Annotated in this window: 17 protein-coding genes; 5 read left to right on the forward strand and 12 right to left on the reverse strand. The window is 67.1% G+C overall.

The window, feature by feature from the left end:
• The 10 genes from VKG81_RS05255 to VKG81_RS05300 form a co-directional block, all read right to left on the reverse strand.
• A partial coding sequence (locus VKG81_RS05255; RefSeq protein ID WP_324390363.1) for an MlaD family protein occupies positions 1 to 419 on the reverse strand: 419 nt, incomplete at its 3' end.
• Entirely contained in the window at positions 416 to 1,510 is a 1,095-nt protein-coding gene (locus VKG81_RS05260; RefSeq protein ID WP_324390427.1) for an MCE family protein, read from the reverse strand. The genes VKG81_RS05260 and VKG81_RS05255, both read right to left, overlap by 4 nt.
• The gene (locus tag VKG81_RS05265; protein WP_324390365.1) at positions 1,510 to 2,535 is read right to left on the reverse strand and encodes an MCE family protein; all 1,026 of its coding nucleotides are present in this window, start codon (positions 2,533 to 2,535) and stop codon (positions 1,510 to 1,512) included. Before VKG81_RS05265 ends, VKG81_RS05260 begins: the two co-directional genes overlap by 1 nt.
• Complete coding sequence (locus VKG81_RS05270; protein WP_324390367.1) at positions 2,532 to 3,722, reverse strand: MCE family protein; 1,191 nt, start codon at positions 3,720 to 3,722, stop codon at positions 2,532 to 2,534. The genes VKG81_RS05265 and VKG81_RS05270 overlap by 4 nt, the downstream gene beginning before the upstream one ends.
• A gap of 13 nt (positions 3,723 to 3,735) precedes the next feature.
• Complete coding sequence (locus VKG81_RS05275; RefSeq protein WP_324390369.1) at positions 3,736 to 4,581, reverse strand: ABC transporter permease; 846 nt, start codon at positions 4,579 to 4,581, stop codon at positions 3,736 to 3,738.
• A 13-nt stretch (positions 4,582 to 4,594) separates the two neighbouring features.
• The gene (locus VKG81_RS05280) at positions 4,595 to 5,404 is read right to left on the reverse strand and encodes an ABC transporter permease (RefSeq protein WP_324390371.1); all 810 of its coding nucleotides are present in this window, start codon (positions 5,402 to 5,404) and stop codon (positions 4,595 to 4,597) included.
• The gene (locus VKG81_RS05285; protein ID WP_324390373.1) at positions 5,394 to 6,563 is read right to left on the reverse strand and encodes a thiolase C-terminal domain-containing protein; all 1,170 of its coding nucleotides are present in this window, start codon (positions 6,561 to 6,563) and stop codon (positions 5,394 to 5,396) included. The genes VKG81_RS05280 and VKG81_RS05285 overlap by 11 nt, the downstream gene beginning before the upstream one ends.
• Before the next feature lie 94 nt (positions 6,564 to 6,657).
• Positions 6,658 to 7,833 (reverse strand): Zn-ribbon domain-containing OB-fold protein, encoded by a 1,176-nt coding sequence (locus VKG81_RS05290; RefSeq protein WP_324390375.1) that lies wholly within the window; start codon positions 7,831 to 7,833, stop codon positions 6,658 to 6,660.
• Between the two features lie 16 nt (positions 7,834 to 7,849).
• A complete protein-coding gene (locus VKG81_RS05295) occupies positions 7,850 to 9,055 on the reverse strand; it encodes a CoA transferase (RefSeq protein WP_324390377.1) in 1,206 nt (401 codons plus the stop codon).
• Positions 9,052 to 10,629, reverse strand: coding sequence for an aldehyde dehydrogenase family protein (locus VKG81_RS05300; RefSeq protein WP_324390379.1), 1,578 nt, complete (start codon positions 10,627 to 10,629; stop codon positions 9,052 to 9,054). Before VKG81_RS05300 ends, VKG81_RS05295 begins: the two co-directional genes overlap by 4 nt.
• 232 nt (positions 10,630 to 10,861) lie before the next feature.
• Here VKG81_RS05300 and VKG81_RS05305 point away from each other — a divergent pair, with 232 nt between their 5' ends.
• From VKG81_RS05305 to VKG81_RS05320, 4 genes are all read left to right on the forward strand, one after another.
• Entirely contained in the window at positions 10,862 to 11,566 is a 705-nt protein-coding gene (locus VKG81_RS05305) for an SDR family NAD(P)-dependent oxidoreductase (RefSeq protein ID WP_324390381.1), read from the forward strand.
• A 63-nt stretch (positions 11,567 to 11,629) separates the two neighbouring features.
• Positions 11,630 to 12,490, forward strand: coding sequence for a mycofactocin-coupled SDR family oxidoreductase (locus VKG81_RS05310; protein ID WP_324390383.1), 861 nt, complete (start codon positions 11,630 to 11,632; stop codon positions 12,488 to 12,490).
• Between the two features lie 12 nt (positions 12,491 to 12,502).
• Positions 12,503 to 12,706 (forward strand): ferredoxin, encoded by a 204-nt coding sequence (locus VKG81_RS05315; protein WP_324390385.1) that lies wholly within the window; start codon positions 12,503 to 12,505, stop codon positions 12,704 to 12,706.
• On the forward strand, positions 12,703 to 14,049 hold the full coding sequence (locus tag VKG81_RS05320) for a cytochrome P450 (protein ID WP_324390387.1): 1,347 nt from the start codon (positions 12,703 to 12,705) through the stop codon (positions 14,047 to 14,049). Before VKG81_RS05315 ends, VKG81_RS05320 begins: the two co-directional genes overlap by 4 nt.
• Positions 14,050 to 14,116: 67 nt before the next feature.
• Here the strand turns inward: VKG81_RS05320 and VKG81_RS05325 are convergent, their stop codons facing one another.
• Positions 14,117 to 15,292, reverse strand: coding sequence for an acyl-CoA dehydrogenase family protein (locus VKG81_RS05325; RefSeq protein WP_324390388.1), 1,176 nt, complete (start codon positions 15,290 to 15,292; stop codon positions 14,117 to 14,119).
• Entirely contained in the window at positions 15,276 to 16,274 is a 999-nt protein-coding gene (locus VKG81_RS05330) for an acyl-CoA dehydrogenase family protein (RefSeq protein ID WP_324390391.1), read from the reverse strand. The genes VKG81_RS05325 and VKG81_RS05330 overlap by 17 nt, the downstream gene beginning before the upstream one ends.
• 237 nt (positions 16,275 to 16,511) lie before the next feature.
• Between VKG81_RS05330 and VKG81_RS05335 the strand changes: the two genes are divergently transcribed.
• A complete protein-coding gene (locus VKG81_RS05335) occupies positions 16,512 to 17,600 on the forward strand; it encodes an amidohydrolase family protein (RefSeq protein ID WP_324390393.1) in 1,089 nt (362 codons plus the stop codon).
• The last annotated feature ends 8 nt before the right edge of the window (positions 17,601 to 17,608 follow it).

Genomic DNA, 17,608 nt, shown 5'->3' on the forward strand with positions numbered 1-17,608 from the left:
TGGTCCTTCACCTCGTCCCACTCAACGGGTACGGCGGTGCGTTCGATCGGGATGACGGCGCCGTCGCCCATGGTGGGGCCGCTCGACCGGTAGGCCGGGGTGAGCTGAACGTAGCGGGCCGCGACGAGGTTCGCGGCGACGATCACGGCTTTGGCGTCCGCCGGGATGGGCACGTCGCGGTCGACGTTCATGACCATCTTCACCCGGGTGCCCTGCGGCTGGATGGACTTGATGCTGCCGACCTTGACGCCGGAGACCCGCACCTCGTCGCCGGGGTAGATGGCGGTGGCGGTGGGGAAATAGGCGCTGATCGTCTTGGGCTTCAAGACCGTGTCCCGCACGACGAAGATCGCGCCCGCGACGATCAGGCCTGCGAGGACTACCGCTAGTCCCGCGAGAAGTCGGTTCCGGCTCATCATTGGCCCCACTGCTCGTTCGGCTGCGGGATCCCGTTGTAGGGGAACGGCAACTCCGCGCGCGGCCCGGCGTTGTCAGGCGGCTGCCCGGCGTTCACACCCCTGCGGAACCCTAACGCGTAGTCCAAGAACGGCTGCAGGATCTGGTTCGGACTGAGGTTGGCCACAAACGCGTTGTAGTACGAGCCGTTGGCCACGAGTTCGCCGTTGGTGATTTCGTATTTCGCCAAACCGGGCAGTGCTTTGCCAATGTTGTCGCGGTTCTTCTGCAGCACCGCGGTCACCGAGTTGAGCTTGTCCAGCGTCGGTGCCAGCTTGGCTTCGTTGTCGTGCACCAGCCCGGACAGCTGCTGGGCCACGGCGGAGGTGTTGGCCAGCAGCGACACGATCGCGCGGCGCCGCTGCACCAACACCTCGAGCAGGTCGTTGGCGTCGAGGATCAGGGTGTTGACCTGCTGGCTGCGCTCCGCGAGGATCTTGGTCACGTCGCCGGCGTTCTTGAGCAGGTCGCCCAGCGTCTGGTTGCGGGCGTTCAGCGCCCGCGACAGCCGCGTGACCCCGTCGAAGGTGGGTCCCAGCTGCGGTGCGATCTGGTCGATGGTCGCCGACAGCGTGTCCAGCGACTGGTTGAGCGCCTGGGTGTCGGTACCGGCGATGTTGGTCGTGAGGTCGCTGACGGCCTCGGTCAGCGAGTAGGGCGACGACGTACGCGATTTCGGGATGATGTCGGACGGATGCATGCTGCCCGGACCCGCCGACTCCAACGTCAGCACCCGCTGGCCCAGCAGCGATCCGGTCCGGATGTGCGCGGTGGTGTCCGACCCGAGCTGAATCTTCCCGGGGACGGTGAATGCCACCAGGGCGTCGCCGTTGCGCAACGTGACGTCCGACACCGTTCCGACTTTGATGCCCGACACCGTCACGTCGTTGCCCGCCGCGAGGCCGCCGGCTTCGGCGAACAACGCCTGGTACCTGATCGCCGTCGCCATCGACCACAGCCGCTGGGGCTGAAGGCCGATCGCGATGACCAGCACGATCAGGACGACGCCGATCAAGCCCGCCCTGATGAGGTCGGATCCGCGGTATTTCAGCATCAGGGTTCCGCACACCTCCCGGTTTCCTGCTTGATCCACGGGAATACCGCGGTGCGTCCTGACAAGTCGGTGACCCGCAGACTCAATCCGCAGATGTAGTAGTTGAAAAAGCTGCCGTACGAGCCCAGCCGTACCAGCTTGCGGTAGTTCTCCGGTGCCTTCACCAGTGCGGTGTCGAGTCGATCCTTGTGCTGGTCGAGCAACGGGGCCAACCGGTTGAGCTGATCCACCGTGCCGGCCAGCGGCGGCCGGGCGTTGCCCAGCAGATCGGCCAGGGAGGCAGTTCCGTTGTCGAGGGATTCGATGGCGGCCCCGATCGGATCACGGTCCTCCGCGAGTCCGGTAACGAACCGCTGCAGCCGGTCCACCGTGCCGGAGAACTTGTCGCCGTCCTTGGCGAGGGTGTTCAGCACGGTGTTCAGGTTGTCGATCAGCTGCTGGACCACCTGGCTGTTGTCGGCCAGGGCGTTGGTGAACGACGACGTTTCCGACAGCAGCGACCGCAGGGTTCCGCCCTGGCCCTGCAAGACCTGCAGCAGGGATTCGCTCAAGGCATTGACGTCTTGTGCATTCAGGCCCTGGATCACCGGTTTCAGCCCGCCCAGCAGCAGATCGAGGTCCAGCGCCGGCGCGGTGCGGTCGATCGGGAGCTGCGACCCGGGCGGCAGAATTCTGGTCGATCCCGGGCCGTCGAGCAGCTCGAGATAGCGATCGCCGACCAGATTGAGGTAGCGCACCGCCGCCTTGGTGCCGGTGGTGAGCACGATGTCGCGGTCGGCGTCGAACTTCACGAGCGCGGTCTTGTCCGGGCGCAGCGACACGCTGTCGACCGTGCCCACCCGGATACCGGCCACCCGCACGGTATCTCCGGACTTGAGCCGCGACGCGTCGGCGAACACCGCCGAATACCCGTTCGTGGAACCGGTGCGGTACTGGCCGAAGATGAAGAACAGGAACGCGGTCAGCACCGCCATCACGATCGCGAACACCGCGAATTTGATGAGCGTCCGCGACACGCCGGTCATCCCGGTTGCCCGATCTGTGCGGTGTTGCGCGGCGGCCCGTCGATCGGCCCGAAGAGCCACTGCTTGAGGGCATCGGAGTTCAGCAGAATTCCCTGGTTTCCGTACTTCGACGGGTTGGTGCCGACGTCGGCGATGACGTGGGGCGGACGGGCCTCGAAGGGCACGCGCGGAAGGTCGGCGACGCATTGGGGGCCGCCCTTTGCCGCCACCTTGGGCAGGTCCGTCGGGTACCGATAACGCTCGATGCCCAGCGTGAAGCTGGCCGTCGTCAGGATCCCCGGAACCGGCAGTGGTTTGCCCCACGCCAGCGGCACGAGCCCGGCGATAGAGCAGTACAGCGCCTGGTTGTACTGGTTGGTCAGGTCGGTGGTCGGCACAAGCAGGTGCAGCAGGTCGGTCAGGGGCCGGCGGTTGGCGCTCACGACGTCGTTGCCGATGTCGGCCAACCCGATCGCACTGACCAGCAACGCGTCCAGGTTCTGCTGCTCGTCGACGAACGTCTGGCTGATCCGGGTGGCGTTTTTAGCGGCGGTGACGAGGTCCGGCGCCGCATCCGCATAGGCGGTCAGCACGGCGGGCGCGACCGCGAGGTCGTGGCTCAGCGCCGGCAGACCCGGCTCCAGCTTCGCCAAAAACGAGTCCAGGTCGGAAAGCGTCTGGCCGATCTCCCCGCCCCGGCCGTTCACCGCGGACGCGATCGCGCCGAGGGTCTCATTCAGCTTTGCAGGGTCGATCTGCGACAGCACCGAGCTGAGTTGCTCGAAGACCGTGTTGATCTCGACCGTGACGCTCCCAGCGTCGAGCACCTGCCCGGCGTACATCGTTTTCGCCACCGGCTTCTCGGGTGGGACCAGCTGAACGAATTTGGCGCCGAACACCGTTGTCGATGCGATGTCCACGAGCACATAGGCCGGAATGAGATGCAGCTGGGAAGGATCCATCGCCAGGTGAAGGGCGGCCTGGCCGTCCGGCAGCGTCTGGATCGAGGCGACCTTGCCCACCTGCACGCCGCGCATCTTCACCTTGGCGTCCGGGTTCATCACCAGCCCGGCGCGCGGCGACAACACGGTGACCGGCACCGTCGAGGTGAAACCGCCCCGGAACAGCGTCGCGGCGATCGCGATGATCGCAAGGATCACCACGATGGTGGCCAGGCCCAGCAGCGGGCGCACCATAGTCGGTTTCATCGGCCGTCGTCCCCTACCCCGACAGGTTGAAGTTGCCGTTGGCGCCGTAGATGGACAGGGAAACCAGCAGTGTCACCGACACCACCACGATCAGCGAGGTGCGCACCGCGTTACCGACGGCTACCCCGACACCAGACGGGCCGCCGGTGGCGAAGTAGCCGAAGTAGGTGTGAATCAACAGGATCGTCAGCGCCATCAAGATGGCCTGGAGAAACGACCACAGCAGGTCGATCGGGTTGAGGAAGGTGTTGAAGTAGTGGTTGTACAAGCCACCGGACTGGCCGAACAACACCACGGTGGTGAACTGGGAGGCCACAAACGACAAGATCACCGCGATCGAGTACAACGGCGTGATCGCAATCATCCCGGCCACCAGCCGGGTGGACACCAGATACGAAATCGGCCGAATCGCCATCGATTCCAGCGCGTCGATCTCCTCGTTGATGCGCATCGCGCCCAGCTGCGCGGTCACGCCCGCGCCGAACGTGGCTGCCAACCCGATACCGGCCACCACCGGCGCGGAGATCCGCACGTTGATAAACGCGGCGAGGAACCCCGTGAGTGCCTCGATGCCGATGTTGCCCAGCGAGCTGTACCCCTGCACCGCCAGCGTGCCGCCGGCGGCCAAGGTGAGGAAGCCGACGATGACCACCGTGCCGCCGATCATCGCCAGGGTGCCGGCCCCCATGCTGATTTCGGCGATCAGCCGGATGATCTCGCGCCGGTAATGGGTGGCCGCAAACGGCGCCCCGGCCAACGCCTTACCGTAGAACAGCGTTTGATCGCCGATGCGGCCCAGCGTGCCGACCGGCCGCTCAATCGTGCGGAAGAACCGCGGATAGGTGGCTCGCAGCGTCACCGCCTACGCCCCCTCACTTGACCGTCATCCGAATGCCGATCGCGGTGACCACCACATTGACCACAAACAGCGCCATGAACGCATACACCACGGTCTCGTTGACCGCGTTGCCCACCGCCTTCGCGCCGCCGCCGGTGATCGTCAGCCCGCGATAACAGGCCACCAGACCGGCGATCAGGCCGAACAGCGCCGCCTTGACACACGAGATGATCACCTCGGGCACGCCGGTGAGCAACGTGATGCCCGCGGCGAACGCGCCGGGGTTGACGTCCTGGACAAACACCGAGAACGTGTAGCCGCCCAGGATGCCGATGATGCACACCAGGCTGTTGAGCAGAAGCGCCACCAGCCCCGACGCGAGCATCCGCGGCGTCACCAACCGCTGCACCGGATTGATGCCCAACACCTCCATCGCGTCGATCTCCTCGCGGATCGTGCGCGACCCCAGATCCGCGCACATCGCGGTGGCGCCGGCGCCGGCCACGATCAACACCGTCACCAGCGGCCCGACCTGGGTCACCGCGCCGAAAGCCGCACCGGCGCCGCTCAAGTCGGCGGCCCCGAGTTCACGAAGCAAGATGTTGAGCGTGAAACTCACCAGCACGGTGAACGGAATCGCCACCAGCAGTGTGGGTGCCAGCGACACCCGGGCCACAAACCAAGCCTGCTCGAGGAACTCCCGCCACTGAAACGGGCGGCGAAACACGAACTTGATCGCGTCCGCCGACATCGCGAACAAGCCCCCCACCGCCTGCATCGGCCCCGAGAAATCGCGCCCCAGCGAGATACCCGGCGACCAGCGCTCCGGCCCTTTACCTGCCATCGGCTGCGGGTCCTTCCAATATCGTGACGGCCGACACCGCGGTCGGGCCGCCGATGTTGTGGGCCAGCGCAATTCGTGCGCCGTCGACCTGGTTGACCGCATCGCCGCGCAGCTGGCCGAAAAGCTCCACGCACTGCGCCACTCCCGTCGCGCCCGGCGGATGACCCTTCGACTTCAGGCCCCCGCTGGGGTTCACCGGCAACGAACCGCCGATGCTGGTGACTTCCGCCTCGGCGAGTTTGTAGGCACCGAATCGCTCGGCGAAACCGAGGTCCTCGTAGCTCATCAACTCGATTCCGGTGAAGAAGTCGTGGACTTCGGCGACGTCGACGTCCGAGGGCGTCAACCCGGCCATCGCGAACGCCTGCTTGGCGGCGCGGACGGTGGCAGGGAACGTCGTCATGTCGGACTTGTGCTGATGCATCACAGAATCCAGCCCGAGCCCGACACCGCGGATCCACACCGGGCGGTCGGTGAAGCGGTCGACAACGTCTTCGGCCGCGAGCAAAAGCGCTGCCGCACCGTCGCTTTGCGGCGCGCAGTCGTAGACGGAGAACGGCGTGACCACGATCGGCGCGGCCAGGGCCTGCTCGACGGTGATCTCGTAACGCAGTCGCGCCTTGGGATTGTTGACCCCATGGTGGTGGTTCTTCACCGCCACCATCGCCATGTGCTCCCTGGTGGCCGGCGACTCGTGCAGGTAACGCGCGACGTGCAGGGCGAAGCCGGCGGGAGCCACCAAACCGAGCGGATAGTCCCAGGCCATGTCGCGGGTCATGGCTTCCCACTCCCACAACATGTCTTTGGTGGAGGTCTCGCGGAGTTTGTCGGCGCCCATCACGAGCGCGACGTCGCATGCGCCGGACGCGACGCCGAACAGCGCGTTGCGCACCGCGTCGTTACCGGTCGCGCAGGAGTTCTCGACGCGGGTGACCGGCAACTCGGGCAATCCGAGCGTGTCGGCGAGGATCCCCGACGGGAATCCGTCCGTGGTGCCCATCGAGCCGAACCAGGCCGCCTGGAGCTCGGTCTTGGCCAGCCCCTTGTCAACGCTGGCCGCGCATTCGGCGAAGGCCATCGGCAGCAGGTCTTTGATGCCGAGGGCGAAGTGCTCCGCGAAGGGCGTCATGCCGGCGCCGACAATGGCAACGTTTTTCATGCCGGCCCCTTTCGCGCTTTGCTGGCGAGGACGTCGGCTACCGCGGGGGCCGGATTGGATCTCACGCCGTCTTCGTGGGTCACGCGATTATGGCTCACGCTGCGTCCCTTTCGGGTGCAAACGCGAAACCGTAATCGGGAACGCCGGATCTCACAGCGACGCGGCGCAGCGCCAGGCGACCGCGGTCGCCGATGCGCACCGTCCCGGCCTCGGCGCCGGTCACTTTCGCCAGCGCCCGAACACCCACGCCGTCGAGTTCGACGATCACCAGGGAATAGGGAGTCTTCAGCCCCGGAACCGGAATGTGAACGGTCACCTCGGTGTAGACGGTGCCCGTGCGGGGAAGCGGTTCCAGTTCATAGCGAGTGCTCAGTCTTCCGTCGGCGGCGACCCGGTACCGGGGCGGGAAGTCCAGCTCGTCGCTGCCGGGGAACCTGCCGGCCTCCCAGCGAACCTTGGCCTCGAACGCGCGCTCGTATGCGGCCAGCGAGATCGGGATGTCGGCGCCCGGCACGAACGTGCCGTCGGGCACCGCCCGTGCGGCGGGCTCGTGCCGGTGCACGCGCGCGCTGCCGCTGACCACCGTGAGCCCGGAAAGGCTGGCCTGCTCGACCGCCACCAGCGGTCCGGTCGTCGCGGTCTCTGCCATGGCGGCCAAGGCGAATAAACCGGAGCTTGCTCCGGCCGTCGGCAGCGCGGGCGGATCACCGGTACACAACTCGGCGGCCGCGCTGTGATCCACTCCCGCAAGCGCGGCGGGCGTGTCGAGCCAGGCCGCCGACAGGGAGGCAACGAGGCCCCGTTCGTGGAGCAGCCGCGGATCGCCGTAGTCATGTACCACGCCTACGGCGTTGCGCGTGCGAACCGGCAGGCTCCGGCTGACCCGTGCCGCGGTGCGCACCCACAACCCCCGGTCCGCGGTCAAAACCGCCGCCGCTCCCGCCGGGTCGAGGTCGACGCCGATGATCAAGGTGCGTGGCCGCGCCGAGCTGAGCGCGTCCACGGCCGCGGGCGCACCGCCGAGGCGTTCGTCGACTTCGAGCTCGGGATCCAGGCTCAGACCGGCCAGCAGCACCGCGGCATTGCTGCTTTGCAGCAGCGGCAGATCGCGGCTGACCAGGACGACCCGCTCCACCGCGGCGCTGCCGGCGAGGGCGGCGCGGCCCGCCTCGACGGCCAGGGTGATCGCGTCCTCGTCGTCGCCGGCGACCCGGTGATGCGCGGTGCCCCAGCACGGCAGGTAGGTTCCAACAGCGACCACGTACGGCATCGGCGACTCCAGCGACCTAGGTGACGGCGCCGGCCGTTTTGAGCTCGATGATGCGGTCCCAGTCCAGGCCCAGTTCGGTCAATATCTCGTCGGTCTGCTCGGCGAATCCCGGGGCCGGTCCCGTCCGGGGTGCGGCGACGTCGAACTGCACCGGATTGGCGACCAGTTCCAGCTCGCCTGCCTGAACCAGATATTCGTTCGCCCGGACCTGGGAGTCCGCCGCGGCCTGCAGGGTGTCCTGGACCGGTGCCCACGGACCGGCGAGCGTCGCGAACCGCTCGCTCCACTCGGCGAGGGTCCGCGCGGCCATCGCCTTGCTGAGAATCTCCACCGCTTCGGCGGTGTTCGCGGCGATCTGCTCGATGCTCGCGAAGCGGGGATCGTCGGCGAGCTCGGCGAGGTCCATGTGGCGGCACACGTCAGCCCAGAACTTGGTGGGCTGCATCATCACGAACGAGATGTAGCGGCCGTCGGAGGTCGCGTACAGGCCCACCAGTGGGTTGATGGGTGAACCGTGCACACCGGGTGCGGGGGCTTCAAGCAGCCGGCCGAGGTGCTTGGTCAGCGCAACGGTGTGCCCCATCGCCCACAGGCCGCTGCCCAGCAGGGAAACGTCCACGATCGACGGCTCGCCGGTGCGCTCGCGCTTGAGCAGCGCCGCCGCGATGCCGCCGGCGAGGTTGGTGCCCGAGATCGTGTCACCGTATGCCGGCCCCGGCGGCCCGATCATCCCCTCCGTGCCCGGCGGGGTGATCGTCGCGGCGGTTCCGGCCCGGCACCAGAAGGCGGTCATGTCGTAGCCGCCTTTTTCCGCCTCCGTGCCGCGGGGACCGAGCGCGCTGCCGCGGGCGTAGATGATCTTCGGGTTGACGGCCCGGATGTCGGCGACGTCGATGCCGAACTTCTGCCGGTGTCCCGGCAGGAAGCTGGTCAGGAACACATCCGATCTGCGCGCCAACTCGTAGAGCACCTCGCGGCCCTCCGGCACCGACATGTCCAGGCCGATGCTGCGCTTGCCGCGGTTGGCGTGCTCGATGTTCGGATTGGGGTCGCCTTCCACGCGCAGCATGCCGGTCTGCCGAAGCCCGCGCTGCGGATCGCCGGTGACCGCGTGTTCCACCTTGATCACGTCCGCGCCCCATTCGGCGAGCACGGCGCCGCCGGACGGGACGAACCCGTACATCGCGACCTCGAGGACCCGGATGCCCTCCAGCGGCTTCATCCGTGGCCTTCTCGTCGCGCAAGCGGCTCATCGTGGCCTTCTGCTCTTCGCGCAAGCGGCTCATCGACCACGGTTGCGAAGGTCTTGGTTTCCAGGAACTCCTCGAGTCCGGCGGTTCCCATCTCCCTGCCGATGCCGGACTGTTTGTAGCCGCCGAACGGGCTGTCGGGGCTGAAGTAGTTGCCGCCGTTGATGGAGAAGGTTCCGGTGCGGATCCTGCGGGCCACCCCGATCGCCCGGTCCTGGCTGCCGAACACGGCGCCGGACAGGCCGTAGATCGAGTTGTTGGCGATGCGCACCGCGTCATCGTCGTCGTCGTAGTCGATGACGACGAGAACCGGTCCGAAGACCTCCTCCTGGGCGATCTCGCTGTCGGGATCGACACCGGCGAGCAGCGTGGGCGTGTAGAAGTAGCCGGGATCGACCTTCTCGCCGCCGGTGACCAGGGTCGCGCCCGCGGCGACGGCCCGCTGCACCATCCCGTCGACCTTGTCGCGCTGCTTGTCGCTGATGAGCGGTCCCATGTAGGTCTTGGGGTCGGCCGGGTCGCCGTAGCGCACCAGGGCGAAGTTGTTCTTGACCAGTTCGACGATCTCGTCGTGGTGCTTCCTGGGCACGAGGAGCCGGGAGGTGAGCGCGCAGCCCTGCCCGGCGTGGGTCACCATGCTGAACGCGGAGAACAACGCGGCGTTGGCGAAGTCGGCTTCGTCGAGGATGATCACCGCGGACTTGCCGCCGAGCTCGAGGAACACGCGCTTGAGGGTCTCGCTGGCCGCGGCCATGATCCGGCGACCGGTCGCCGTCGATCCGGTGAACGTCACCACGTCCACATCCGGACTCGTGGTGAGCGCGGCGCCGACCGCGGGGTCGGACGAGCTCAGCACGTTGACCACGCCGGCCGGGATGTCGGTGTGGTCGGCGATCAGCTCCCCCAGGGCGAGGGTGACGAGCGGCGTGTCGGGCGCGCCCTTGAGAACGACGGTGCACCCGGCGGCCAGCGCGGGACCCAGCTTCGCCAGCGCGAGCTGGTTGGGGTAGTTGTAGGCGATGATCGCCGCCACCACACCCGCGGCCTCTTTCTCGACCCAGCGGTGATGCTGCATACCGCGGCTGGAGATGTTGCCGAGGTCTTCGGTGAGCGGATAGGTCTTCAGCAGCTCGGCGTAATAGCGGACGATCTCGATCGGCTGGTCGAGCTGAGCGCCATGGGTGAGGGCGCGAGTGGCACCCACCTCGGCGATGGTGAGGTCGGCCAGTTCCTCGCGGTGGTCGACGAGCGCGCGGTGCAACTGTTCGAGGCAACGCACCCGCAGATCGGTGTCGGTCGGCCAGTCCGTGGTGTCGAAGGCGCGGCGGGCGGCGGCGACGGCCGCTTGCGCTTCGGCGACCCCGGCCTCGGGAGCGTGGCCCACCACGGCCCCGGTGGCCGGGTTGAGGGACGGGAAAGTCTTGCCGGTGGCGACGAGGCGGCCGTCGATCAGCAGCCGACGATCAGGCGCTTGATCAGACGCGGCGGTCGGATCCTTCGGGTTGGGATGGCCCGTGATGGTCGTCGCCGTGTCTTGGGGCGGCATCCAGCCTCCTCGGAGAATTGGATAACTTGATTCTCATCTGCGGCGAATCTTACATTCGCGTTCCGAGAACTCAACAAGGTTAAGCAAATCCAAGGCACCGGCCGAAACAATGCCTGACGTGCGAGACAAAGTGTTGGACAGTGTCTCGTCAGCCGGTTGCGCGGAACTCGACGCCGAGAGTAGGGTTCTCAAAATCGGAAGGGAGATTCTTTCCAGTGGATGGGATCGTGTCGTGAAGAACGCCGTCGTCACCGGGGGCGGGTCCGGAATCGGCCGGGCGGTCGCCGAGCGGCTGCGGGCCGACGGATACCACGTCGCGACGATCGACTTGAAGCCCCCCGAAGACGACGAACTCGCCCACGCCGCCGACGTGACCGACCGCGCCCAGGTGGACGCGGCCCTGGGCGCGATCCGGGCACAGCTCGGGCCGGTGACGGTGCTCGTCAACGCCGCCGGGCTCGACGGGTTCAAGCGGTTCCTCGACATCACGTTCGCCGACTGGCAGCGGGTCATCGACGTCAACCTCAACGGGGTCTTCCACTGCATTCAGGCGGTGCTGCCCGACATGATCGAGGCCGGCTGGGGCCGCATCGTCAACATCTCCTCGTCCAGCACGCATTCGGGAACGCCCTACATGGCGCATTACGTGGCGGCGAAGTCGGCCGTCAACGGGCTCACCAAGACGCTGGCGCTCGAGTACGGGCCGAGCGGCGTCACGGTCAACGCGGTACCCCCCGGCTTCATCGACACCCCGATGCTGCGCAACGCCGAAGCACGCGGGTATCTCGGGGACGTCCAGAAGAACATCGAAGCGACCCCGGTGCGCCGCATGGGCAGGCCCGAGGACATCGCCGCCGCGTGCGCCTTCCTCGTTTCCGACGAGGCCGGATACATCACCGGCCAGATCCTGGGCGTCAACGGCGGACGAAACACCTAACCAGGTCACAAAACCGGTCAAGAACCGGTCAAGAAACCGGTCAAGAAAGAGGAAGGACATCCTGTGGGACGCGTTGAAGGCAAAGTCGCATTCATCACGGGCGCCGCGCGTGGGCAGGGACGCAGCCATGCGGTTCGGCTGGCCGAGGAAGGCGCCCACATCATCGCCGTCGACCTGTGCCACGACATCGACACGATCGGATATCCCCTGGCGCGGCCGGAGGACCTCGACGAGACCGCGCGGCTGATCGAAAAGACCGGCCAAGGCGTGCTGACCGCGCAGGCCGACGTGCGCGAGGCAGCTCAGTTGCGCACCGCCCTGGAGAACGGCGTCGCCGAGTTCGGCAAGCTCGACATCGTCGTCGCACAGGCCGGCATCGCCGGCATGACGGGCGAGCCGCCGCTGCAGGCGTGGTGCGACGTGATCAACACCAACCTGATGGGCACGATCAACGCGATCCAGGTCGCGTTGCCGCATCTGGGCGAGGGCGCCTCGATCATCGCGACCGGTTCCACCGCGGCGCTGATGAACGTCCCCACCAAGGACAATCCCGGCAACGACCCGGGCGGCATGGCGTACATGACATCGAAACGACTGCTATCGCAGTACGTGTGGGACCTGGCGACCCAACTGGCCGTGCGGGGCATCCGCGCCAACGTCATTCACCCGACGAACTGCAACACCGACATGCTGCAGAGCGAGCCGATGTACCGATCGTTCCGCCCCGACCTGGAGCACCCGACGCGCCAGGACGCCGAGCCGGTCTTCGGGGTGCAGCAGGCGATGCGGATTCCCTACATCGAGCCCGAAGACATCAGCAACGCGGTGCTGTGGCTGGCCTCCGACGAAGCCAGATACGTCACCGGCATGCAATTGCGGGTCGACGCCGGCGGCTATCTCAAGTGGTACGACTACCACATCTGAGGTGAGGGAACAGTGAAGGTTTGGGTGGACGCACAGCGCTGCCAGGGACACACGCTGTGCTCGATGATCGCCCCAGATTCCTTTGCGCTCGACGACGTCGACGGCCATTCGTCGGCGGTCTCCGAGATCGTTTCAGCCGACCAGGAAGACCTGGTGCGAGAAGCCGCCCACTCGTGCCCGGAGCAGGCCATCTTCATCGAGGAGACAACGCCTTGACCGGCAGCGATCACGAAGAGCACCGCTATCACTTCGATCGGCACACGCCGGAGTACCGGCTGCAGTTCGAGAAGATCACCGAGGAGATGCACACGAAGTGCCCGGTGGCCTGGAGTGAGACCTACGACGGTCATTGGGTCGCGGCCGGCAGCCGCGAGGTCTTCGAACTCGCCCGCTGCCCGCAGGTCTCCAACGATCACGACATCAACGGCCAACGGCGGGGCTACAAGGGCATCTCGATTCCCTACGCGAAGCGGGTGAACGGCGTGCGCGGCGGGATCCTGGAAATGGACGAGCCCGAGCACCGCACCTACCGCAACGTGCTCAACCCGTATCTGTCGCCCGCCGCGGTCAAGCGCTGGGAGCCGTTCATCGACGACGTGACGCGCGCCTGTCTGGACGAGAAGATCGAGGACGGGCGCATCGACTTCGTCGACGATCTGGCCAACATCGTTCCCGCTGTGCTCACGCTCGCGATGCTGGGTATCCCGCTGGCGAAGTGGGCGGTCTACAGCGAGCCCACCCATGCCGCGGTGTACACCCCGGAGGACTCCCCCGACATCGAGCGCGTGCTGGCGATGCACCGGCAGATGGGCCTCGACCTGCTCACCAACATGATCGAGATCCGCGAGCACCCGCGGCCCGGCCTGGTCAACGCGCTCATCGGAATGCGGATCGACGGAGAACCCGCCCCCGACCTCGAGATCCTGGGCAACCTCGGGCTGATCATCGGCGGCGGTTTCGACACCACCACCGCGCTGACCGCCCACGCGCTGGAGTGGCTCTCGGAGCATCCGGACCAGCGCGAGGTGCTTTCGGTGAACCGGGACATGTTGCTGGATCCGGCAACCGAGGAGTTCTTGCGCTACTTCACGCCGGCGCCCGGGGACGGGCGCACGTTCTCCGGCGACGTGGAGGTCGAGGGCACGCACTTCAAAGAGGGCGAGCGCCTGTGGATCTCGTGGGCGATGGCCAACCGTGACCCGTCGGTATTCACGGACCCGAACCAGGTCGTGCTGGACCGCAAGGGCAACCGGCACTTCAGCTTCGGGATCGGCGCGCATCGCTGCATCGGGTCCAATGTGGCGCGCACCGTGTTCAAGTCGATGCTGACCGCCGTGCTCGACAGGATGCCCGACTATCGCTGCGAACCCGAAGGCACCGTGCATTACGACACGATCGGCGTGATCCAGGGCATGCGGCATCTGCCCGCGACCTTCACGCCGGGCGCGCGGGTCGGCGCCGGGCTGGCGGAAACCCTCGAGAAGCTCCAGCGCATCTGCGACGAGCAGGAGCTCGCCAGGCCGATCACCGAACGCAAGGAGGCGGCGGTCATCGACTAGCCAGTCGCGAGCGTGAAGCCACTGCGAAATTCTGCGCGGTGTTTCGCAGAGGTTTCACGCTCGCGAGCTAGCGCCGGGGGAGCCCGAGCACCTGCTGGGCGATGATGTTGCGCTGGATCTCGGACGTGCCGCCGGCGATCGTGCCGGAGAAGCTGCGTGCGAAGCGCTCGAACCAGCTCGCGAAGTAGTGATCGAGGTTCATCGGCGCGTAGGGGCCGGTCATCGCGGGGTGGGCGAGACCGTCAGGCACGGCCGACAGCGCGTGCTCCGTGGCGCGCAGTTCCGCTTCCGAACCGAGCAGCTTGAGCACCGACAGCGCGGGCACGTCCTCTTCGCCGCGCGCCGCGCGGGCCAGGGCCGCCGAGCCGAGCAGGCGCAGGGCCTGGTAGTCCATGATCGTGGTGGCGTAGTGGTCGCGTTGCAGCGCGCCGGTGGGCCGGAAATCGGCGATCACGTTGTCCAGCCGATCGGCGAAGCCGAGCCACATCATCGTGCGTTCGTGCCCGAGGGATCCGTTGGCGACCCGCCAGCCCTGGTTGAGCGGGCCGACCAGGTTTTCGGCAGGCACGCGCGCGTCGGTGAAGAACACCTCGTTGAAGTCGAGGTCGTCGCGGCCGCAGATGGACGGGAACGGCCGACGCACGACTCCCGGCGTGGCGGTGGGAATCAGCAACGCGCTGATGCCCTTGTGTTTCGGGGCGTCGGGATCGGTGCGCACGAAGGTCAGCAACACGTCGGCGTCGTGGGCGCCCGACGTCCACACCTTCTGGCCGTTGACCACGAAATGGTCGCCGTCGCGGACCGCCCTGGTGCGCAGCGACGCGAGATCAGAGCCGGCACTGGGCTCGCTCATGCCGAGCGACGCGGTGATCTCGGCGCGCAGGATCGGCACCGCCCAGCGCCGCTTCTGCTCGTCGCTGCCGAACGAAAGCAGCGACGCCGCGACGATGTTCACGCCCTGCGGGTTGAAGCTGTGATAGATCCGCCGCCGGCACAGCTCCTCGAGGTAGACGTACTGCTGCAGCACCGTGGCGTTGCGCCCGCCGAATTCCGGTGGCTGGGTGGGCAGCAGCCAGCCGTTGTCGAACAGCAACCGCTGCCAGCGGCGCGCCCACTGCGGCATGTGGGAAACCGACCGGGGCCGTTCCAGGGCTTGGGCGGCGGCACCGGGCAGGTGCTCTTCGAGGAAGGCCACGAACTCGGCGCGGAACTCCTCGACGTCCGCATCAAAAGTCAGCTGCACGGTACTCCTCTGCGATCAGCGCCCGGTGCTCGGCGGCGCCGCCGAGCATCAGCTCGCCGGCTTTGGCGCGCTTGAGCGCGAACTGAAGGTCGTTCTCCCACGTGAATCCCATCGCACCGAACGACTGCAGACCGTGACGGAACACCACCGCCTGGCACTCCCCCGCCGCCGCCTTGGCCATCGCGGCGGCGACGCGCCGCCGCGGGTCGTCGGTCGCGATCGTCAGCGCCGCGAAGTACGACAGGGCGCGGGCGCGTTCGATCGCCACGTGCATGTCGGCGGCCTTGTGCTGGATCGCCTGAAAAGACCCGATGGGGACGCCGAACTGGTGGCGGTTGCGGACGTGGTCGAGGACCAGGTCGAGGATGCGCTGGCAGGCGCCGACCATCGTCATCGCCATGCCGGTCAGCGCGACGTGACGGGCACGCTCGGGGTCGACGCAAACCCGCGCGTCATCGGGCACCCGGACACCGGGGAACGACACGTCGGCGACATGCAGCACCGGATCGAACACCGCGCTTCGCCGCGCGGACACCTCGCCGGCACCGAGAACGAACACCGCGGCGTCCGTCACCACCGCCAGCCGGTCGGCGCGATCGCCGTCGAGAACACGACGGGCGATGCCGTCCAGGACCCAACCCTCGGCGTCGCGGCGCGCCGTCACGCCGCCGTAGACGGCCGCGCCGGGCTGCCGGGGATCGAAGCGGTCGCCCGCCAGCGGGGCGAATTGTGTCATCGTCGCCAGGAACGGCGTCGGATCGGTCGCCCGGCCGAGTTCTTCCACCACGATCGCGAGCTCGACCGCGTCCTGCTGCTCGCCCAGTTCCGTCCAGCCCTGGTCGACGTAGACCTTCCACAACGGTGCCGGGTCGACGTCGTCTTCGGCCACGCTTCGAACCAGCGTCGACGGACATTGCTTGCCCACGGCGTCGCGCACGGTGTCCTGCCACAGGCGCTGATCAGCGTCGAACTCCAAGAGCATGCGCCGAGAATACCATTCTCACCGTTGCAAGTAACGATCTCACGCCTCGACAGAGGCGTCACCAGCGGGGACGCCGCGTTAATCAATTCGACCGGGTCCGGATCGCGAGAAGCCCGCGGAAAACGTTGGAGAACTGTATTCTTGCAACAGAAGAACTAAGCTTTACACTGGGAACGCGTCAGAAGGCTGCGCGACAAAAATCATTAGGTGCGCTAGAGGCCGGGGAGGACGGCGTCCGTGATCGAACACCACGACGGACATCGCACGCCGCTCGTCGACGCGAGCGTGCACATCTTCTTCAAGTCCAATCAGGATCTGCGCGGCGTCCTTCGTGAGCCGTTCAGGAGCCGCGGCTTTCCCGATTACGAGAAGGACTGGTACGGCGCGCCCGGTGGCGAGTACGCGAAGGGAACCCGCGGGCCGGACCGCGGCTATCCCGGCTCGGACCCCGATGTCGTGGCCGCGCAGCTGTTCGACGAGCGGGGCGTCGACGTGGCGGTCCTACACCCGATGACCCGCGGCATCATGCCCGACAGGCATCTGGGCACCGCCATCGCCGCGGCGCACAACGAGATGATGGTGTCGCGGTGGCTGGAATCGGCCGAGTACGGCGATCGGTTTCGCGGCACCATCCGGGTCAACCCCGACGACATCGCCGGTGCGCTGCGCGAGATCGACAAATGGGCCGGACACCCGCGCGTGGTGCAGATCGGCGTTCCGCTGCAGTCGCGCGAGCTGTACGGCAAGCCGCAGTTCTGGCCGCTGTGGGAAGCCGCCGCCGCCGCCAACCTGCCGGTGGCCGCGCACATCGAGATGGGCGAGGGCATCGCCTTTCCGGTGACCCCGTCCGGAAAGACCCGGACCTATGAGCAGTACCTCGGGTTCATGTCCCTGAACTACCTGTACCACCTGATGAACATGATCGCCGAGGGGGTCTTCGAGCGGACGCCGAACCTGAAGTTCGTCTGGGCCGACGGGGCGGCGGACCTGTTGACGCCGTTCATCTGGCGGATGGACTGCTTCGGCAGGCCGCACCTGGAGCAGACGCCGTGGGCGCCGCGGATACCCAGCGATTATCTGCCGGGCCACGTGTACTTCGTGCACGGCAGTCTCGACGGTCCCGGCGACACCGAGTTCGCGGGGGAATGGTTCGGCTTCACCCACAAAGAGGACATGGTGATGTTCGGCTCCAGCTACCCGCATTGGCACGCCGGCGATCCCGCCGTGCCCGCCGCGTTCTCGGCGGAACAGCGCGACAAGCTGTGCTGGCGCAACGCCGCCGAGCTCTACGGCATAGACATTCCGGCCGTGTTGGCCGCACAGTAGAAGCACCA

The organism is Mycobacterium sp. (assembly GCF_035314905.1).
GTDB lineage: Bacteria > Actinomycetota > Actinomycetes > Mycobacteriales > Mycobacteriaceae > Mycobacterium.